The organism is Bacteroides sp. AM07-18 (assembly GCF_003602695.1).
Taxonomy (GTDB): Bacteria; Bacteroidota; Bacteroidia; order Bacteroidales; family Bacteroidaceae; genus Bacteroides; species Bacteroides uniformis.
Genome location: NZ_QTLM01000023.1, coordinates 1 through 20,380, shown reverse-complemented (window position 1 = coordinate 20,380; position 20,380 = coordinate 1). Strand labels below are relative to the sequence as shown.

Here is a 20,380-nt window from a genome sequence, read left to right as displayed (position 1 = left end):
AATAGTCAGCAATACTCCCTCCTGAACCACAACTCGAACACCGGGTCGGAGAACACGTACTGTTCTCCTTCTTTCGCTATGAAGTCACGTTTGGTCAATATTCGTTTGTTGCGTGTGATGGTTTGGGCGCTTCCCAGTTCATACTTGCGTACCACGGTGGCAGAGTTGAGGCGGTACTCACCGTCGGCAACAGCACGTAGCATGGCTGTTTGGGCAGCAGTCAGGTTTTCGGTATCGTTCATGAACATAGGCATGTTGGTGTCTATCAGTTGGCGGGTACGGACTTCGATGGTTTCGTCCGTCACTTGTCCGGAAGTGCCGCTCCAGATGAAATAGCATAGCTGTTGCAGATACCACGAATGGCACTTCACGATGTCGCACAAACGTCCGGCTTGTTCTTCGCTGATTTCTTTCTCCGTCCGGTGGAAGGCATTAACGATGAAAGGTACCCATTCCTCTTTCTTGATCTTTTGCAGGAACAGCACTTGGCCGAAACGATAAAAGGGGTTGGACGAATTGTTGAAAATGTCCATCATCATGTGCCGCTTGCTTCCATAGAAGCAATAGGCTACCCGTTGCTGCTGTTGCCAGACAGAGCGCATCTTGCCTTCCATGCTCTTATAACCGGGTAATAATGCCAATTGTTGGAATTCGTCAATACAAACAATGAGCTGTATGCCTTTGGCGGAAGCTATCTTCTCGGGTAGTTCCAGTATCTCCATGACATCCTTTTCTTCTAATTCGAACTTCAGGTCGAAAGACATAGTGTCGGAGGTATCACTTTTCAGGGTAATGCTGGGAGAGATGGTTTTTAGGAAGTGCTTTATATCTTCCAGCCGCCTCTCGAGTGTAGAGGCTGCACATGTGATGACTTCTCGGGCAAATACGCGATAGAATTCGGCTTCGGTCTTGATGCTGAATGCATCGATAAAGCATACACGGATGTGTTTGTCTTCGTGCATCAGTTCGTCCATTGCCACTTTTACAAGTGAAGACTTACCCCAACGGCGCGGTGAAATAAGCATTACGTTGATACCCGATCCAAGCAATTCTTTTAGTTGCTTTCGTTCTTCTACCCGATTGACGAAACTCTCTTTATCAACCAGTGTGCCGTATTGAAAAGGTGATTTCATAAGCTTTCTGTTCTTGATTTAATGACAAATATACAAATTATACATCAATGTATAATACATCTATGTATAATTTTGTTTGAGTACATGTGCAAAAACACCCACTTTTTGCACATGAAACGGAGAACGTGAGCAAAAAAGCCCTATTTTTGCTCACGTTATTGGTTTTGAATATGAGATTAAACACAAATATACTATGAAAAGTAAGACTCTTGCATTGATTCTATTATGCTGCGCCGCCTCGCTGGGCGCCAAAGTAAAGCTGCCTGCACTGGTAGGCGACAACATGATACTCCAGCAGCAGACTGAAGTGAAACTGTGGGGAACGGCTGCACCGAAAGCCGAAGTACGTGTCACGCCTTCGTGGAATGGACAGACAACGACTTGCCGTGCCGATAAGGATGGCCGTTGGTTGCTTGCCGTGAAAACTCCGGCAGCAGGATACACGCCTTATGAGATAACTTTTGATGACGGAGAAAAAACTACGTTGAAGAATATCCTAATCGGTGAAGTATGGCTTGCTTCCGGCCAGAGCAATATGGAAATGCCCCTGAAAGGCTTTGCCGGCTGTTGCATCATGAACGGAGCGGATGACATCATAGCTTCTGCCGAAAACAGAGGCGTGCGTATGTTCACCGTTCCCAAGCACCAGACTTATGAACCACAAACCGACTGCAAAGGTAGCTGGAACATATCTTCCATAGAAACCGCACCCGATTTCAGTGCGACGGCCTACTATTTTGCCACTTCGTTGAGCCGTGCCCTCCGGATTCCGGTCGGCATCATCTGTAGCGCTTACGGTGGAGCCACTGTAGAAGGTTGGATAAGCCGTGAACTGCTGGAAAACTATCCAGACATATCTCTCAACCCCGATTCCATCGAACGCCTGCACCCCATGCACCGCCCCATGCTGATGTACAATGCCATGCTGAAGCCGCTTCAGAACTATACCATAAAGGGATTCATCTGGTATCAGGGCGAGTCTAACGTAGGCCGTCATGAAACATACGCCGAGCGTCTGGCCGATATGGTGCAGCTGTGGCGCAAAGAATGGGGACTGGGCGAATTGCCTTTCTACTTTGCCGAAATAGCGCCGTACGCCTATGGAGGTACCCAGCAAGAGAAAGCTGCTTACCTACGTGAAGCGCAATTCCGTGCCCAAAGCCTGATTCCGAACAGTGCCATGATTTCTACAAACGACCTTGTAGAGCCTTATGAGATATACAATATCCATCCCCGCAACAAGACAAAGGTAGGTCAACGCTTGAGCTATCTGGCATTGAACCTTACCTATGGATTGAAGCAGATACACTGTTTCGGCCCACAATATAAGTCATGGACTGCTAAAGGCAGTGAAGCATGGGTTTCCTTCGACCATTTGGAAATGGGTATCTGTCGCAACTATGACCTTCGCGGTTTCGAAGTGGCGGGTGAGGACCGTGTGTTCCATCCTGCCGATAAAGTATGGCTGCACTGGCAGACGAATGAGGTCGTGATTTCTTCGGAAAAGGTGCCCAATCCCGTTGCCGTGCGCTATTGTTTCCGTGATTTCCAGGTCGGTACAATGATTGGCGGGAATGAACTGCCTACCATTCCGTTCCGTACGGATAATTGGTGAAAGAGTGAAAAGTATATAAACACTTTCATTATACTATAATATTGGGCGCGGGTTACGCGGAATCCACGGATGCAGTAAACTAAATCCGTGTAATCCGCGCCTAAAAGAAAATATCCAGAGGGTTTTGTTCCCCCTCTGTCTTTTATTGTTTCAGCAACTGTTCTGCTGCAAGTACCAGGAACATATAGTGGGACGAACCTCCTCCCAACACATACTCAGTCTGTTGCCAGAGGAACGGGAACGTCAGGAGTTCCGGGAAGTCGGGACGGATAAGAGCTGTACCGGAAATGACTCCACCGGGAATGTACGACCAGTCTGCGCGATTCAGTCCGTAGCCCACAGTGGCTGATTGTGCGCCGACACCCGAGGCGAAGGAAGCTTGGTTGGAGCCCGGGTGGCATCCGAGAATGAAGTTGAGGGCATTGAATACCGGTGCTTTCGGGAATATTTCCGGATAGGCGGTTGTCAGGAAGTAGTGCTGGAAGCCGAAACGCTGTATATCCCAGCCTGCACCCCAGATGTTCGGACGGTAGGGAACGCCATAGGGAGTCTCCTGTACTTGTTTGTTCAGTTCTTGTTCATATCCGGTCAAAGCTTTGCGGAAAGCTGCTGAAAAGGCTTTGGCTTTCTTGTTCTTCATCTGTGCGAACAGTTTTTCCACACGTGCCGTGTACCAGCCGATGCGGCCTATCTGCTTGATGATGAGCTCCTGGTTGTCCAGAATGAAGTCCATATAGGGTTGTTCGCCGGTGGTGAGGTACAGCTCTACGGCTGCTTGCACTTTGGGGAACAAGGCTCTGTTGTTGCCGCTTCCGGTAGAAGCATATACTTTGCGAGCAATGTCGAGGCAATGCACACTCAATGTATCATTGAAACCTTTCAATACACGTGATACGGCAGCCAGCTGGGCAGCTGTCGACAGTTCCCGTCCGGGGTTATCCTCCGTAAATATCCAGCGGTCGTCTTCATTACCGATTTTCCCGTCGGTCATGGCGGCGGCATCACCCAGAAGTACGTACTGGCGCAGGTCGTTGCAGATGATTCCCCGGTAGAGACGTCCCAGTGCCAGGTAGCCGTTGACTACCGTAAGGGCGCCGTTCTCTACTTGTTGCAGCAAGTCATTCTTACCGTCGGGCTGGTGGATTTCCGTCACACGGTTTATCTGGTCGATGGAAGTCACGTCGAGATTCGGGTGGAAAGCTTCGTAGGCCAGTGCCAGGATATAGGATTCTCCGGCTTGGGATTCGATGCGGAGGTCAAAGTCTCCGGCATCGTGCCAGCCGCCTATGTTCACTCCGGGAACCACTTCACCCGGTTTGAACTTGGACAGGCCCTCTTTCTGGTCGTAGCCGTCGATATGATTGTGTGCCGGTGCCATCTGGGCATCGTCCATGTGGCAGCAGTCGTGCCATACGCGGTATTTTTCGTTGACGCGCATGTGGCACATCTGTACGGGAAGGAAGTATTCCAGTACGGGCTGCCATACGCCGCGGGCATATACGTCATTGTCGATGCGGAAGATAGGGGATACGGAGGTATCGTATTTAATCTTGTAGAGTCCCGGTTCCTTCACATCCGTGAAGTCCACCTTCAGATAGTTGTATCTCAGGAACTTGCCCCAATTGGCAGGAGTGACGTTCTTGACCACTTTCTCGCCGTCTGCGTCAATGCGGATGATTTGTGCCGTTTCCTTTCTATTGTCACGTATATCCATTTCGATGACGGCTTCCTTGTCCTGGGCGGGATGATAACCTATCTGTGAAGTCTGGATAACCGGCTGATACATCCAGTCGGCCACTACGTTCGGAGTGATAATCCATTTGACGGCCCCTTTGGTGACACCCGGTTTTATGTTGCTGCGCAGTACGAACCAGCCGTTATTGTGGTTCATACGCCCGTCAAACAGTTGTAGGTCACCACTCAATGATTCGATGGTTACTTTGTTGTAAGGGTCGTCGGGGCGGGAGGTAAACTTACGGCCTTTGGCATAAGGTTCGCTGATGATGTCGTCGGCCACAATCGGGCTGTAACCTTTTCCTATCAGTTTGTCCATGTCTGCCAGCGATTGCTTGCCGTCATGATAATTTCCCGTATGCAGATAGTTGGGTTGGGTTGTCATTAGGGGAGAGTTGGGTTGTTGCGGGAAGATGCCGCTCTGACCGTCCATAATCCAGGGCTTGCCGAAGAGGGAACCCGGGAAGAATTCAAGGTTGAAGCCCACTTTTCCGATGAATTCCTGGGGAATGGGGCGGTCAAGGTCTACGGTCACCTCTATGTTTTTACCTTTGCTTTCCACGTTTACCGTATATATAAGGTGGAGGTCCGGGTAAATCATCGGGTTGAATCCGGTGAGATGGCGTGAGGAGTCGGGATAGCACAGTGTGGCGGTGATGCTGTTGTCACCGAGCTTCCGGTCGAGCTGTTTCGGTACGGGCTGCCATTGTCCGGGCGTGGCTTCCAGGCGGATGTCTCCGTTTGTCGCCACACGGTGTCCGTTCATGATGATACATACCCCTCCCTGGTGTCCTTCGGGATAGATGTCATCAAAAGCCATGACGTCGACTCCCTGGTTCTTGAAATAACCGGAGGATGTCAGCTTGAAGTCTTGCGCATGCAGCGTACTGCTGCCGCAAAGCAGTGCCAAGACTGATGCAAATAGGAAATGTTTCTTTCTCATAGTATATATTTTTGAGTTACAAAATTTTCTACTAATATACGGACTAAAAAGGAAACGGATGGCTTTTGTTTGTAGCCAATAACGTTATGAAATGTGTCTTTTTCCTCTATTTTTATGATATTCATTGTTATATTTGTCATACAATGGTGTTTGAACTGCCAGATACCAACGTTTGAGCTAATAAAAGCTGATGTCTGGTAAAACAAGGACTCAGTACCCAAAAACAGCCTTTATCGGAACCAATTGTATCCATTGAAAAAGGATGGTAGTGAGTAGTGGCAACTTGTTTTTTTGTACATTTGCAATGTAACTATGATTAATTCCTTAAATCGCTATATTATGAAACGTATGTTTTCCGTTTTTTTGCTGATTACAGTATGGTTGCTGGTTACACCTTTCCTGCAAGCACAGTCACACGTAGACAAGGTTTTAAAAGATGAAATAACCTCGGACTTGAAAGAGAATATCCTCTCTTTTTGGGAAAGATACAGCGTAGATTCTTCCGGAGGCTTTTATGGTTCATTGGGACGTGACGGTGCCCCGATAGCGGATGCTCCCAAAGGTGGTGTACTGAATGCCCGCATCCTTTGGACTTTTTCAACCGCCTACCGGATGTATGGCGATACTGCCTACCGTAAATTGGCTGACAGGGCGCAACGGTATTTCATAGACCACTTCATTGATTCGCAGTATGGAGGCGTATATTGGCTGATAAAAGCGGACGGTACCCCATTGGATACGAACAAGCAGACTTACGGCTGCTCTTATGCTATCTACGGTTTGTCCGAACATTTTAGAGCAACGGGCAACAATGAAAGCCTGCAAAAAGCCATAGAACTTTACCGGACCATGGAGAGCAGAATCAAAGACCCCGTAAACGATGGTTATATAGAATCTTTCACCCGCGAATGGGGAGTTCCCCAAAAGCTGGGATATGATGGAGATGGCGTTGCCACCAAAACAATGAATACCCATATCCACGTATTGGAGGCATACACAGCTTTATATAAAGTATGGAAGGATAATGGCCTACGCGAACGTCTTACAAAAGTAATAGATTTGATAATAACCAAGCTCTACAATCCACAAACACATCACCTGATATTGTACTGTGATTCGAATTGGAACAATCTGGATGACATCGACTCTTACGGGCATGACATCGAAACTTCCTGGTTGCTGACGGAAGCTGCAGAGGCTCTGGGTGACCCGGAGGTTATCGGGAGGTGCAGGAAGGTAGCATTGGAACTTGCAGACGCCTCCTTGAAAGAGGGCATCAACCCGATGGGCGCCATGATGTACGAACGGCATAAGGACAAAATCAGGAAGGATGCTTCCTGGTGGTGCCAGGCGGAAACTGTGGTCGGTTGTATCAATGCCTGGCAACTGACTGGTGAACAATCTTATTTGGACAGTGCCGTCCGCACCTGGAACTTCATCAAATCACGGATGATAGACAAGGAGTATGGCGAATGGTTCAGAACCGTGCTGGAAGATGGGACTCCCCGCTACAAGGAACCTAAAGCAAGTATGTGGAATTGTCCCTATCATAACAGCCGTATGGGGTTTGAGATTGATACCAGACTGAAATGACAACCTTTTATAGATTTGATATTATGAAGAATTTACGAATTTTCCAGTTTGGAATAGTTGTATTGCTGTGTGGTATATTATCTCTGCCGCTTTCTGCCCAGACGGAAGTGATGGCATGGAGCAATATCACGGGTGTCCGTGTAGACGGTGAATTGATAGACTTTGAGTCATCCCTGCGTGTCGGAACCTTGAAAGGAGATATGGAGATTACTGGAAAGGAGAAGCAGGTCCGTCCCGTTTTCCATCGTGAGGGGGATATGCAGGAAGTGACGACTACTCTGCGAGGTGTAAAGTTCCATCAGAAAGTGACTGATAAGGGAAAAGGCTTGGTGGAGATTTCTATTGATGCGCTGTCGGACACTACTTTGAATCAGGCAGCCTATTACTGTATTGCTTTAAGTCCGGAAAACTACGTTGATGCCAAAGTAAGGACAAGTGGCAGGAAGCTGACCGTTACTTCGGCCAATAGGAAGTTGGAATTCAAGTTCAATAAGTCTATAAAGGTCACGGTTGAAAAAGAGTCTACCGGTACTGTTGTGTATATCTCGCTGATGCCGATTCTGAAAAAGGCTGGGAGAACAGCATTGTCTATGGAACTGCATGCTTCCGGAGTGATAGATCACAGTGACGCGGAAATTACATTGGATATGCAGAATCCGGGAAGTTTGTTTGCAGGCTTTGGAGGGAATTTCCGCCTGCAGAATCCTGCTGCCGACCCTAAAGTGATAGATTACTGTCTGGAAAATTTGCGCGTAGCTTATGGCCGTGTGGAATTTCCGTGGAGATTGTGGCAACCCGAAGAAGAATCCGATCCTATTGCCGTGGCACAGAATGGGGGACTGAACAAGCGGGTGGAGGAAAGTTTCCTCATGGCAAAGCGCTTGAAGGCGATGGGAATGCCGGTAATACTAAGCTGTTGGTTTCCGCCTGCATGGGCCATTGACGGAGGTCCTGCAAGTTATGCCCGTCAAGGTGGTGTCATTGCTTATCGTCTGGATAGCCGGAAAAAGGAGAAGATTTATAAATCCATGGCAGATTATCTGTTGTATGCCAAACGGTATTATGGTATTGAGTTCTCCATGTTCTCGTTCAATGAATCGGATTTGGGTATTGATGTCCTTCACACGCCGCAGGAGCATGCCGATTTCATTAAGGAGTTTGGAGCTTATCTGGCAGAGTTGAATCTTCCTACCCGTATGCTGCTTGGCGACAATTCGGATGCTACGACTTTTGATTTTATCCTTCCTGCTTTGAACAATTCTGAGACTCATAAGTATATTGGTGCAGTTTCTTTCCATTCATGGCGTGGTTGTGATGATGTTACGTTAAAGAAGTGGGCGGATGCTGCCAAAGCGATTAATGTACCACTCTTGGTTGGTGAGGGTAGTACGGATGCCGCTGCTCATGGTTATGCCGAGATATTCAATGAGTCGACGTTTGCACTTTATGAAATCAATCTGTATACGCGTATTTGTGCTATTTGCCAACCACTGTCCATCTTGCAGTGGCAGCTCACTTCAGACTATTCGTTGTTGTGGGGAGACGGCATTTATGGCTCCAAAGGTCCTTTGCGTCCTACACAACGTTTCTGGAACATTAAGCAGCTGGCCTCCACTCCGGCCGATGCCTTGGCCATTCCAGTCAGTAGCAGCAAGAAAAATGTAAACTGTGCAGCTTTCGGAAATATGGTGCGCGGAGAATATGCCGTCCATATGGTCAATAATGGGGCGGATTGTGAGGCTGTCATCTCCGGTATCCCTGCAGAAGTGAAGGAACTGAAAGTCTATGTGACCAATACAAAGGACTGCATGAAGGAAACTGCTGTGAAGGTGGAGAATGGACTGGTACGGGTACACTTGCCGGCTATCAGTTTCATTACCTTATTGTCGGATAAATAATTTTGAAATGGAATAATATTAATATATAAAGAATAGTGATATGAATATAACTACATGTCTGTTTACAGTTCTGGGAGGAATGGCCACTTTAGGGCATCCTTCAGAAACTGTACGTTTGAATCAGTTAGGGTATTATCCCCAGCAGGAAAAAGTAGCTGTGGTGAATGCCGGTGAGGTACGTGAATTTACCATAGTAGATGCAGCCACGGGCAATCGGCTACTTTCCGGCAAACCCGGATATACCGCTTCATCCGCTTGGTCGGATAAGAGCAGGACAATATTGGATTTCAGTGACATCACGGTACCGGGAAGATATCTTCTGTTGGTTAACGGCGATTCAGTGGCATTCGAAGTAAAGGAAAAGGTGCTGTCCCCTTTGGCCGATGCCGCTTTGAAGTCTTTCTATTACCAACGTACGGGTATGCCCATCGAAGCGACTTATGCGGGTCGGTGGAGCCGTCCGGCAGGCCATCCAGATGACAAGGTGCTGGTACATCCCAATGCTGCCGGGCCGGAACGTAAGGCGGGAGCGGTGATTTCTTCTCCGGGAGGATGGTATGATGCCGGAGATTATAACAAGTACATTGTGAACTCCGCTTATTCCATCGGATTGATGCAGGCGATTTATGCCCGTTTTCCTGACTATTTTATCCGTCAACGGGTGAACATCCCGGAAAGCGGAAACCACACGCCCGATTTGCTGGACGAGATGTACTATAACCTGAAATGGATGCTGACCATGCAAGACCCTGCCGACGGAGGAGTCTACCACAAGCTGACTACCCCTTCGTTCGAGGGATTTATCAAGCCTACGGAGTGTAAGCAGCCCCGTTATGTAGTTCAGAAATCAGTAACGGCGGCATTGGACTATGCTGCGGCTTTAGCGCAGGCTTCCGTGTTGTTTGCTCCTTACGAAGAGGATTATCCTGGCTTTTCGGAAGTGGCTTTGCAGGCTGCCGAACGTGCTTATGCCTGGGCAGAAGCACATCCGCAGGCACTCTATCATCAGGATCTTCTCAACAAGCAATATCAACCTGCCGTAGTTACGGGAGCTTATGGTGATCGCAGTGCTGATGACGAATTCTTCTGGGCGGCTTCCGAGCTCTATCTTGCTACGGGAAAGACCGTTTACCGGGAACAAGTGAAGAAGCATCTCCCCACCGCATATAAGACTCCTTCTTGGGGCAATACCACAGCGTTGGGCGTGTTTGCCTGGCTGCAACCGGGCAGGGAATATCAGGGTGAAGACGTGGAGTTGGCAAATGCCATGAAGGACCTGCTACTGGACTATGCTGCCGAGGCTGTGCGGGGTGCTGACCGCTCTCCTTTCCACGCTCCTTACGGCAACGATGCCAAAGATTTCTTTTGGGGATGCCTTGCCGAAGGGTGTGCTAACCAAGCCACTTCACTGGTTTGCGCCTATTTGCTTACGGGTGAGAAGTCGTACCTGACGAACGCCTACCGCAATATGGACTACATTTTAGGAAAGAATGCCACGGGATATTGTTATGTCACCGGTTTCGGGATGAAAAGTCCTCTGTATCCGCACCATCGTCTTTCTGCATCGGATGATATAGAGGCACCTCTTCCCGGTTTCCTTGTTGGCGGTCCCAATCCTGGCCAACAAGACGGTGTACCCTATCCTTCCAATCTGCCGGATGAGTCTTATGCAGATGTGGAAGGTTCGTATGCTTCCAATGAAATAGCCATTAATTGGAGTGCTGCTTTGGTGGCGTTGGTGTCTTCGTTGGATGCTTTGATGTCAAAATAATGTTTCTATTCAGCCTGCTGCCTTATAAATTCGGATGGGCTGATGTTGAACTCTTCTTTAAAATGTTTGGAGAATATCTTGGGGGAGTTATACCCCAAGGTATATGCAATTTCCGAAACTTGCATCTGGCTTTCTGTCAAGAGTTGTTGTGCACGTTTCATACGGATGGTCCTGATGAATTCGATGGGTTTCTTTCCCGTTATCTTAATCATTTTCTTGTAGAAATAGCTGCGTGATATATTCAGGCTGCTGGCAAGCTCCTCGACGGAAAACTCGGTTTCGCTGATATTGTCCTCTACAATCTGGATGGCTTTTTCCACCAGCTGCTGGTCAAGGGGAGTGATGGTGATACGGCTTGGCTCGATTTTAATGTCCTGATTGAATATTTCCTGACGTTTGACGTTCATCTCGATAATCTTGTTGATGCGCAGCTTGAGGACTTCCATATTGAAAGGCTTGGTGATATAGTCGTCTGCGCCAACGCTAAGCCCTTCCAATTGGTGTTCTTCACTTGCTTTAGCTGTCAGGAGGATAATGGGGATATGGGAGTAGCGTATGTCATTCTTGATGGTTGAACATAGTTCCAGACCATCCATCTCGGGCATCATGATGTCACTGACCACTAAATCAATATCTTCCTTTTCCAGTACATTCAGTGCATGTTTTCCGTTTGTGGCTTTTAATACATGATACTGCCTGGCAAGACTTTCAGAGAGAAATTTCAAGAAGTCGTAGTTGTCATCTACGAGTAGTATGGTGAATGGATGGGATTCTTCTTTTATTTCCGGTCCTTCGACCGGTTCTCCGTTTTTGGTTTCATTACTGTTCTGGTGTAGGGGTAGGGCAATCAGGAATACAGAACCACAAGGCTGGTTATCCCTGACACAGACAGTACCCTGATGCATCTTTACGTATTCGGAAACAATGTGCAGTCCAATGCCGCTGCCTCCGTTGTTCGACTGGTTTTTGCCCGACTGATAGAATCTTTGGAATATTTTCTCCTTGGCTTCATCCTCTATGCCGCAACCGGTGTCGGTAAAGGTCAGTTCCAGATTTGTGCCTCTTACGGCAATATCCAGTGAGATGCTTCCTTTATTGGGAGTGAACTTGAATGCATTTGACAGGATATTTGTGCATATCTTGCGTATCTTGTCATAGTCAAAATCCATGAATACAGAATGTTGTGGAGCGGTAAGGCTATAGCTGATGTTCCGTTTCTGTGCTATCGGATCGAAAGAGTGGAATATTTCACTCAGAATGATAAGGATGTTGTCATGTTTGCATTTCAGGGTTTCAGCCTTGGCATCCAGCTTTCTGAAATCCAGCAGTTGGTTAATCAGTTCCAGCAGATAGTCGGCATTTTGTTTGACCATATCCAGAATGCCTTTACGATATTCGGGATGGTCTACGAAAAACTCTTCAAGCGGATTGATGATAAGTGACAAGGGGGTCCGCAGTTCGTGACTTATGTTGGCAAAGAACTGCAGTTTCATATTGTTGATTTTCTGCTGCCTTTCATTTTCCACCTCGATGGCCTGCATGATTTGTTTCTGCTTTTGGCGTAAGCGCAGATTGCGGATAATGGACAGAAGGATGTACAAAACGATACCGCTATATATGGTATAAGCCCACCAAGTGCGCCACCAAGGAGGGAGTATCTTTATTTTCAGTTCCTTGACGTTGGGGCTCCATATGCCTTGTGAGTTGCATGCCTTGACGGATAAAGTATAGTTTCCGGCAGTCAGCATGGATAGGTTTACTTTGTTGTTTTCAGCATAAATCCAGTTGGAATGAATCTTATAGGCATATTTTATCTTATCCGTTTCCACCAGGTCGAGGGCAGAGAAGGACAGAGTGAATGAATTTTCCTTTTCAGTGAAGGAAAGATGTTGTGCACATTCAAGTGAGCTGCCGTTCAGGATGTCCGGATGGGTCATTCCGGATTTGAGCTCAATACCGGTAAGGTAAATATTGGCATCATAACTTGTGGTCAGGATGTCTTGTGGAATGATAGTCTGGTAACCTTGTGGCGTGCCTATCAGTATATTGCCGTTCTGTAGCTTGAGGATGGCGTGGACATTGGTATCGTTGCATATCAGTCCGTCGCTTACGGAGTAGTTCACGATGGCGTATGTACCGTTTGTTATTTTGATTCGTGAGATGCCGTTGCCGGTACCAATCCACATCTGGTTGTTGTTGTCTTCCGTGACGGCTCTGACGAGGTTGGCGGCAAGTCCGTTTTTCTGGTCAAGGAAGTAGATGGAGTCGTTCTTCTGGTTCCATATACTCAGTCCGTGTGGATGTCCTATCCAAAGAAGGTCCCGGCTGTCCTTATAGACAGTGAGCATATTGTTCTCCTTGAAGCGGCCGGCTTCGGCGTAGATATTATAGGCTTGGGTTTCCGTATCGATGATAATGAGTCCTCCTTTGGTCGCTACGTAAAGGGTACTGTCTTTATCATAGTACATATCTCGGACAAAGAATTCTCCCGGACGGTACAAGATGGTGTCAAACTGCTCGGTTTCCGGATTTAACCTCTGTATGTATCCTTTCATGGTACCTATCCAGATGTATCCGTGTTTGTCTACCTTTACTGTATACACATTGTTCTCGAGAAGCTGGCTGTTACTTACTGTGTATTGTTTGATTTGCCCTTTCGAGTAGCATAGCAGTCCTTTCTGGAAGGTGCCTATCCATAGGCGGTTTTTGGAGTCGATGGATAAGTCGACTACAATATTGGCGGGAGTTGCTATCTTTTCGTATGAATCGGTCACTAGTGAACGTCGGATTAGTCCCGTACCGTCTGTTCCGTAGTAAATGTATTCCTGGCTGGTGTCTTCGCAGAAGGTCAGGATATCATCATATTCCAGGGATTTGTTGCATAGTATGATTTGGGACATGGGGCTATAATAGGAAATACCGTGTTTGAAATTCCCTATGTATATGGTTCCGTCTTTGTCCCGGTAAATGGTATTCAGATTGTTGCTGGCAATGGTGTGCGGTTTCAATGGATTGTGCACCAAGTTGGTAAGCGATTTGGTCAGGGTGTTGTAAACGAACAGCCCCATATGGCTGGTAAGTATCCATACGTTGCCGTCTCCCAGGTCGAGGATGCGTTGCACGCGATTGTACTGTATGTGAGTGTTATTGTTCAGGCTGATGTCCTCCCATTGCTGTGTAAAACTGTTCTTGTGCAAAAGTAGGCTGTTTTGGAAGGTGTATACCCATAGGCTTTCGTTTTGGTCTATGTAAATGTGTGGCTCATGATTCTCCAGCAAAGGTCTATAGATGGTGGGAATGGCTATTTCCTTGACTTCGGAAGTCTGCTTGCTGATACTGTATAGGGTACCGTTGGAGTACATTATATAAATGAACTGGACACCTATATAGAGGTTTGAAATCTTTTCAACTGCCAGTGGATAGGCTTTGATGGAGCTGTTGTCCATGCTTCGTATGTAAAGTTTGGAATAGTCGTAGGCCCAAAACTCATTCTTGGATGTTTTTCCCATCCTCAGAATGTTTTTACTGGGGATTTGCAGCCCATCGAGTATGGGTTTATAGTCATTGTCGAATTTACCGGTCTTATAATTATAGATACTGTAGCCGCTGGAAGTCCTTATCCATACATTGTCGTCCGGTCCTTCGAAAATTTCGCTGATGGCATCGTCCGGCAGGTCGGAGTTGTTCTGGTAATACTGCTGGAAGGAGTAGCCGTCGTATTTGTTGAGTCCTGATTCTGTCCCCACCCAGAGGAATCCCCTATTGTCTCTGTAGATGCTTCGGACACTGTTGTTGGAGAGTCCTTCTGTTGTAGAGAGCTGCTTGAACATGACAGCCGGCGGGATTTCCGCTGAGTTACCTTGAACAGTAAGGAGGAAGGCCAGGTTGCATATAAGGAATAGGAGCAGTTGTTTCATGTATTTTCTTTATTAGAAGGATTAACAATATTGTAACTGCAAACTTAAATATAATCCTTCGAACGAGCAAGGAAAGATTTGCGTATTCGTGTGGGATGATATCCTCCGTTTGGTGAAAAATAGTATGCATTTTGTTTCCAATGGCCCTATATGGGTTCTATGAAACAAAACCGGATATTAAAAGACATTTTTAAGGCATCTGTGTTTCCTTTAAGAAAAATACATTTGCAGTCGAGATCATTTAAATCCTAATAGTATGAAGAAAGAACTTTTAGCAGTGGCGATGCTGTTGTTTGCCGGTGGCAATCTGTTGGCACAGCCACATGTCAATGACGGTACTTCGTATTTGATGAACCAACCTCTGGACATGAGTACCGATTTCCGTGACTTGAGTAATACCTTGTTTTTTGCAGATCACCTGGAGTCATTCGATGCCAAGTCGGGTGAAGGGCTGGTGAATTGGAAACGCGGGCATCTGATGCCCCGCCAAGCCTTCAATACCAACGGTGCACAGCCCCGTAAAATGAGAATGCTCGATTTCCCCTTCACTGCCTATGAAAATGACCCTAACCTCAAATTCAAGATTGACTTTGTAACTCCGCGTACGGTACGTATCCGTATGCTAACGACCCCGGTGGAACCCAAACCTGCCGCTTCCATCATGTTGGCAAAGGAACCGGGCAGGGATGGAAGCTGGAAAGTTACCGAGACGAATGACAAGATTATCTATTCCAGCGACTATGGAACCATTCAGATTAACAAGAATCCTTGGAGAATCGTCTTGAAGGATAAAGCCGGACGTATCTTGAGCCAGACTGCCGCTTTGAGCGACGCGGACTCTACGCAGGTAAAATATACGCCGTTCTGTTTTGTGAAGCGGGGAAGCGACAATGCTCGCCGCATCAATCCGGTATTTACCTTGACTGCAGATGAAATGATTTTTGGTTGCGGAGAGTCTGCCACTGGGCTGAACAAGGCCGGACAGAAGGTGAACTTGTTCGTTACAGACCCACAAGGGCCTGAGACGGACCAGATGTACAAACCGATTCCTTTCTTTATGAGTAACCGGGGATATGGTATGTTTATGCATACATCCGCTCCCGTGACTTGTGATTTTGGTGCTACCTATATTGGGCTGAACAAAATGTTCATGGGTGACGAGAACCTGGATTTGTTCGTTTTCTTCGGCGAGCCGAAAGATATTCTGGACGAGTACACCGATTTGGTAGGAAAGCCGGGCATGCCCCCCTTGTGGTCTTTCGGTACGTGGATGAGCCGTATTACCTATTTCAGTGAAAAGGAAGGTTATGATGTAGCGGCCAATATCCGTAAGAACAAGTATCCGTGCGATGTTATCCATTTCGATACCGGCTGGTTTGATGTGGACTGGCAGTGTGACTATAAATTCTCCGAGAACCGTTTCCAGAATCCACAGCAGATGTTGAAGGATTTGAGGTCTCAAGGTTTCCATGTATGTTTGTGGCAGTTGCCTTATTTCACTCCTAAAAACCGTTATTTCTCTGAACTGATAGAGAAAGACATGTATGTGAAAAATGGAAATGGTGAACTTCCCTACGAAGATGTGGTGCTTGATTTTTCCAATCCGGAAACAGTAAAGTGGTATCAGGACAAACTGGCGGGATTGCTGAATATCGGTGTCAGTGCCATTAAAGTAGACTTTGGCGAGGCTGCTCCACTGAATGGTATTTACGCTTCCGGCAAGAGCGGATGGTATGAGCATAACCTCTATCCGGTGCGTTATGATATGGCAGTGTCCGAGATAACCAAGAAGTTGCACAACGAGAATATAATGTGGGCACGTGCCGCATGGGCTGGTTCCCAGCGTTATCCATTGCATTGGGGCGGTGATGCTGCAACTACGAACACGGGTCTGCTGGGTACGCTTCGTGCAGGCTTGTCCTTCGGCTTGTCCGGTTTCTCCTTCTGGAGCCATGATATGGGCGGCTTTGTAAAATCCACTCCGGAGGACTTGTATTGCCGCTGGATACCGTTCGGTTTTCTTACTTCCCATACCCGCGCGCATGGGGCACCTCCGACAGAGCCGTGGTTGTACGACAGCAAGCGTGTGCAGGATGTCTTCCGCAAGAGTGCGGAGATGAAGTACCGTCTGATGCCTTATGTGTATGCTCAGGCTAAGGAATGTACAGAAAAGGGCTTACCGATGCTAAGAGCCTTGTTTGTAGAATTCCCCGATGATCCGGGAGCATGGAAAGTGGATGACGAGTATCTCTTCGGTTCGCAGATTCTGGTTGCCCCCTTGCTTGAATCCGGTATGACGGGCCGCACAGTTTACCTTCCCGAAGGAAAATGGATAGACTACCAGACAGAGAAAGTCTACGAAGGCGGATGGCACCGGATTGAAGCAGGCAGTCTGCCGATAATCATGCTGGTACGTGACGGTTCGGTACTTCCTCATCTGAAGTTGGCGCAGTCCACTGCTGAGATGGATTGGAGTAAAATGAGCCTGAAGGTATACAGTGCTGACAAGAAGCAGGCAGAAGGATTGGTTTGTCTACCTGCCGACAACCGTATTCAGGTTGTGAAAGTGGATTGTGGAAAGGCCAAACCGCAACTGTTGAACCAGGTTGAAGGCACTTCCCTGAGTTTCTGAACTTAATCTTTGAAAATCTATATTGAATTCACCCCTGTCGGTATGGAAGAGAAAGGGATATAGTTACCGAAATCTGTGCCACTATGGTGGCACAGATGTGCCTTCCCAATGGCACGGCAGTGCCTCTATAGTGGCACAAAATTGTGTCGCATATCTTTTTCCCGATGTGCTTATGACCGGGGTATTTGTTAAACCTAAGTATTTAGTATTTATGAGAAATGTGATGAAGTATTTGGGTATCATGTCAGTATCGCTGGCATGTGCCGGACCTCTCTTTGCAACAAGCGTACAGCCGTTTGCAGGTGTCACTGTCGTACAGCAGAGTGTAGTTACTGTGAAGGGCCAAGTGGTGGATGAGAAAGGCGAGCCCATCATCGGTGCCAATGTCATTGTGGAAGGTACGACAAACGGTATGATTACCGATTTGGACGGTAACTTCTCCTTGCAGTGTCCCGTAGGTTCTACGCTGAAGACCAGTTACATCGGTTATCTGGCGCGAACGGTCAAAGTAACCGGGAATATGAATGCTCTGAAAATTACTTTAAAGGAGGATACCGAAACCTTGGATGAGGTAGTTGTTGTGGGCTACGGTACGATGAAGAAATCCGACCTCACCGGTTCTGTGGCTTCCGTGAATGCGGAGGAAATGATGAAGCGGAATCCGGTGAACTTGGGACAAGGTTTGCAGGGAGCTGCGGCAGGTGTATCTGTCATCCGTTCTTCCGGTGACCCGGAAGGAGGTTTCTCCATCCGTATCCGCGGTGTGGCAACCGTGAATGGTTCTGCCGACCCACTCTATGTAGTGGACGGTGTGCAGGTAGGAACTTCCATCGATTTCTTGAATCCTAATGATGTAGAGTCCATCGAAATTCTGAAGGATGCTTCGGCTACGGCAATCTATGGTACTCGCGGTGCCAATGGCGTCATTATGATTACTACCAAGAACGGTGGTAAGGGGAAGGCAAAGGTGAACTTTTCGGCCAACTATGCCCTCCAGTTCAATTCGAATAAGATTGATGTGGCTGATGCGGGCTTGTTTGCAAGTGCTGTACGTTCCGCCGTCAAGAATGACGGTATTGCCATGACCAATCTGGCATATGGCGAGGATTACATAGGCAGACTGAACAGCATTGACTGGCAGGATGAAATGTCACGCACGGCATTACAGCAGAACTATAACCTTTCTGCTTCGGGAGGCAGCGAAAATACCCAAGCCAACTTATCTCTGGGTTATTTGAACAACCAGGGTATCGTGATTGAGTCGAATTTTAAACGCTTGACGGCACGCGCTAATATCACTCACAAAGTGAAAGACTTTCTGCATGTAGGCTTGAACTTGAACTATGCACATTCGGAAAAGATGGGAGGAGGCAACCTGAGAAACTATGCACAAGCCATTCCAACCATGGATTATGTAGAGGACGGTGTTTTCTATTCCATGCCTATTGTGTTGCCCGACGGTACTTGGGGACATTACAAGAAAGAAGGTAATGGGGATGTGAACAAGGGAGCTGACAATCTGGTTGCTGCTGCCAAGACTGCCGACAGCATCAATAAATGGGACCGTCTGCTCGCCAGTGCTTTCCTACAACTCGATTTGTACAAAGGGTTGACCTTCAAAACTATTGCCAGTTATAATTATTATACAAAAGGTTATAATGGCTATACAGCCTATAATGATAGAACCTTTGGAACTCAAGACCGTAAGGACTCGTTCTCGCTGAACCAGAGCCAGTCCACTTCACTCGGTCTGGAAGCGTTCTTGAACTATGACTGGTCCAATGAGCATCACCGCGTAAGTGCAATGGCCGGTTTCTCTACCAGCGATACGAACGGTGCCTGGCTGAATTCCAGTGCCAACGATTTCCCGGCAGACAACATCCGCAAAATTTCATTGACCAATGACCCATCGTCTAAGCAAACGGATGGTGGGCTGGATTTGAAGACAAGATTCCTTTCTTACTTCGGCCGTCTGACTTATACTTTGAACGACCGCTATATTGTGACTGCAACGGTACGCCGCGACGGTTCTTCGAACTTTGGTGCCGGCAATCGTTATGGTACATTCCCTTCCGCTTCTGTAGCTTGGCGTCTTTCCGAGGAAAAGTTCATTAAGGATTTAGAACTGTTCAGTAACTTGAAGTTGCGTGCCGGATGGGGACAGACCGGTAATGCGGGCAATGGTACCAACTTGTCCATAGCACAGTTGTCTTCGGCAAATGCAATGTACTGGTTCTTTAATGGTTCGAGTGTGATTAACGGTGCCGGTATTGCCCAGCAGAAAGAAATTGATACCAACCTGAAATGGGAAACCAATGAGCAGACAAATATCGGTATTGACTTTGCCTTTATGAACAATGAGCTTTCTTTCTCTGCCGATTACTTTATCCGTGACGCAAAGGATCTGCTTCTGTATCGCCAGATTCGTCCTTCCACCGGTTTCTCCAATGTCTATACTAATGCGGGACATATCCGTAACTCAGGTTTCGAGTTTACTGCTGCGTGGAACAAGAGCTTCAGCGATTGGAATATCGGCATAAGACTGAATGGGTCTACCCTGAAGAACGAGGCTATTGAAGTCGGCGATCCGATATTCAGCAAGTCAGGTTCAGCACAAGATGGCGACAACTGGGACAACCACTCCATTACACAGAACGGCTATCCTGTAGGTTCCTACTATGGCTGGAAGGTAGAAGGCATTTTCAGAACCCAGGCCGAAATTGATGAAATGAATAGGCTGGCGGTTGAAAAGGGAGTTGAAAGTGGTGTATATCAGGACAAGACTACCCAGCCCGGCGACTATAAGTTTGTTGATTTGAATGGTGACGGGCAGATTACCGATGCCGACCGTACTGTTATAGGCAATGGATATCCCAAGTTCACTTACGGAATGAACCTTACCGCTTCCTGGAAAAACTTTGATTTCTCGATGAACTTGTACGGTGTAGCCGGTATGGATATCCTTTCTTATTCTTCGGCCCGCTTGACCTCAGTCTATGCACCCGACGGCGGTTATCAGAATGTACTGAAGGAATATATCAATAATGCATGGTCATCTTCGAATACCGGCGCCAAATATCCGCGTATCACCAAGACAGACTATAACCTTAATTCCGCAACACTATTATAAAATATTTTTTTTAA

9 protein-coding genes are annotated in these 20,380 nt (G+C 47.3%); 6 read left to right on the top strand and 3 right to left on the bottom strand.

The annotated features are described in order from the left end of the window. Positions 1–5: 5 nt before the first annotated feature. Positions 6–1,133: an ATP-binding protein gene (locus DW096_RS18285; RefSeq protein ID WP_117749268.1), complete on the bottom strand. Its 1,128-nt coding sequence runs from the start codon at positions 1,131–1,133 to the stop codon at positions 6–8. A gap of 193 nt (positions 1,134–1,326) precedes the next feature. Between DW096_RS18285 and DW096_RS18280 the strand changes: the two genes are divergently transcribed. Beyond that, entirely contained in the window at positions 1,327–2,748 is a 1,422-nt protein-coding gene (locus DW096_RS18280) for a sialate O-acetylesterase (RefSeq protein ID WP_016272257.1), read from the top strand. Between the two features lie 142 nt (positions 2,749–2,890). On the opposite strand, the gene DW096_RS18275 is transcribed toward DW096_RS18280, so the two are convergent. Then, complete coding sequence (locus DW096_RS18275; protein ID WP_120028798.1) at positions 2,891–5,425, bottom strand: glycoside hydrolase family 9 protein; 2,535 nt, start codon at positions 5,423–5,425, stop codon at positions 2,891–2,893. A gap of 339 nt (positions 5,426–5,764) precedes the next feature. On the opposite strand from DW096_RS18275, the gene DW096_RS18270 reads away from it, so the two are divergent. From DW096_RS18270 to DW096_RS18260, 3 genes are read left to right on the top strand one after another with little or no spacing between them, the layout of a single operon-like run. Continuing rightward, complete coding sequence (locus tag DW096_RS18270) at positions 5,765–7,018, top strand: AGE family epimerase/isomerase (RefSeq protein WP_044469000.1); 1,254 nt, start codon at positions 5,765–5,767, stop codon at positions 7,016–7,018. Between the two features lie 23 nt (positions 7,019–7,041). Then, positions 7,042–8,916 (top strand): hypothetical protein, encoded by a 1,875-nt coding sequence (locus DW096_RS18265; RefSeq protein ID WP_227212877.1) that lies wholly within the window; start codon positions 7,042–7,044, stop codon positions 8,914–8,916. 40 nt (positions 8,917–8,956) lie between these two features. Continuing rightward, positions 8,957–10,687 carry a glycoside hydrolase family 9 protein gene (locus DW096_RS18260; protein ID WP_118931166.1) on the top strand — a complete coding sequence of 577 codons (1,731 nt, stop codon included), beginning with the start codon at positions 8,957–8,959 and terminating at the stop codon, positions 10,685–10,687. Positions 10,688–10,692: 5 nt separating this feature from the next. Here the strand turns inward: DW096_RS18260 and DW096_RS18255 are convergent, their stop codons facing one another. Beyond that, positions 10,693–14,604, bottom strand: a complete 3,912-nt coding sequence (locus tag DW096_RS18255; RefSeq protein ID WP_118931165.1) for a two-component regulator propeller domain-containing protein — start codon at positions 14,602–14,604, stop codon at positions 10,693–10,695. A gap of 256 nt (positions 14,605–14,860) precedes the next feature. Between DW096_RS18255 and DW096_RS18250 the strand changes: the two genes are divergently transcribed. Continuing rightward, positions 14,861–17,236 carry a TIM-barrel domain-containing protein gene (locus tag DW096_RS18250; protein ID WP_035447362.1) on the top strand — a complete coding sequence of 792 codons (2,376 nt, stop codon included), beginning with the start codon at positions 14,861–14,863 and terminating at the stop codon, positions 17,234–17,236. A 211-nt stretch (positions 17,237–17,447) separates the two neighbouring features. Beyond that, on the top strand, positions 17,448–20,366 hold the full coding sequence (locus tag DW096_RS18245) for a TonB-dependent receptor (RefSeq protein WP_233555732.1): 2,919 nt from the start codon (positions 17,448–17,450) through the stop codon (positions 20,364–20,366). Positions 20,367–20,380 lie beyond the last annotated feature (14 nt).

What these genes read in the sequence shown, in the direction of transcription:
- DW096_RS18265 (WP_227212877.1), top strand. Translation starts at nt 7,042, where the DNA reads ATGAAGAATTTACGAATTTTCCAGTTTGGAATAGTTGTATTGCTGTGT.
- DW096_RS18285 (WP_117749268.1), bottom strand. Translation starts at nt 1,133, where the DNA reads ATGAAATCACCTTTTCAATACGGCACACTGGTTGATAAAGAGAGTTTC.
- DW096_RS18250 (WP_035447362.1), top strand. Translation starts at nt 14,861, where the DNA reads ATGAAGAAAGAACTTTTAGCAGTGGCGATGCTGTTGTTTGCCGGTGGC.
- DW096_RS18275 (WP_120028798.1), bottom strand. Translation starts at nt 5,425, where the DNA reads ATGAGAAAGAAACATTTCCTATTTGCATCAGTCTTGGCACTGCTTTGC.
- DW096_RS18270 (WP_044469000.1), top strand. Translation starts at nt 5,765, where the DNA reads ATGAAACGTATGTTTTCCGTTTTTTTGCTGATTACAGTATGGTTGCTG.
- DW096_RS18255 (WP_118931165.1), bottom strand. Translation starts at nt 14,604, where the DNA reads ATGAAACAACTGCTCCTATTCCTTATATGCAACCTGGCCTTCCTCCTT.
- DW096_RS18260 (WP_118931166.1), top strand. Translation starts at nt 8,957, where the DNA reads ATGAATATAACTACATGTCTGTTTACAGTTCTGGGAGGAATGGCCACT.
- DW096_RS18280 (WP_016272257.1), top strand. Translation starts at nt 1,327, where the DNA reads ATGAAAAGTAAGACTCTTGCATTGATTCTATTATGCTGCGCCGCCTCG.
- DW096_RS18245 (WP_233555732.1), top strand. Translation starts at nt 17,448, where the DNA reads ATGAGAAATGTGATGAAGTATTTGGGTATCATGTCAGTATCGCTGGCA.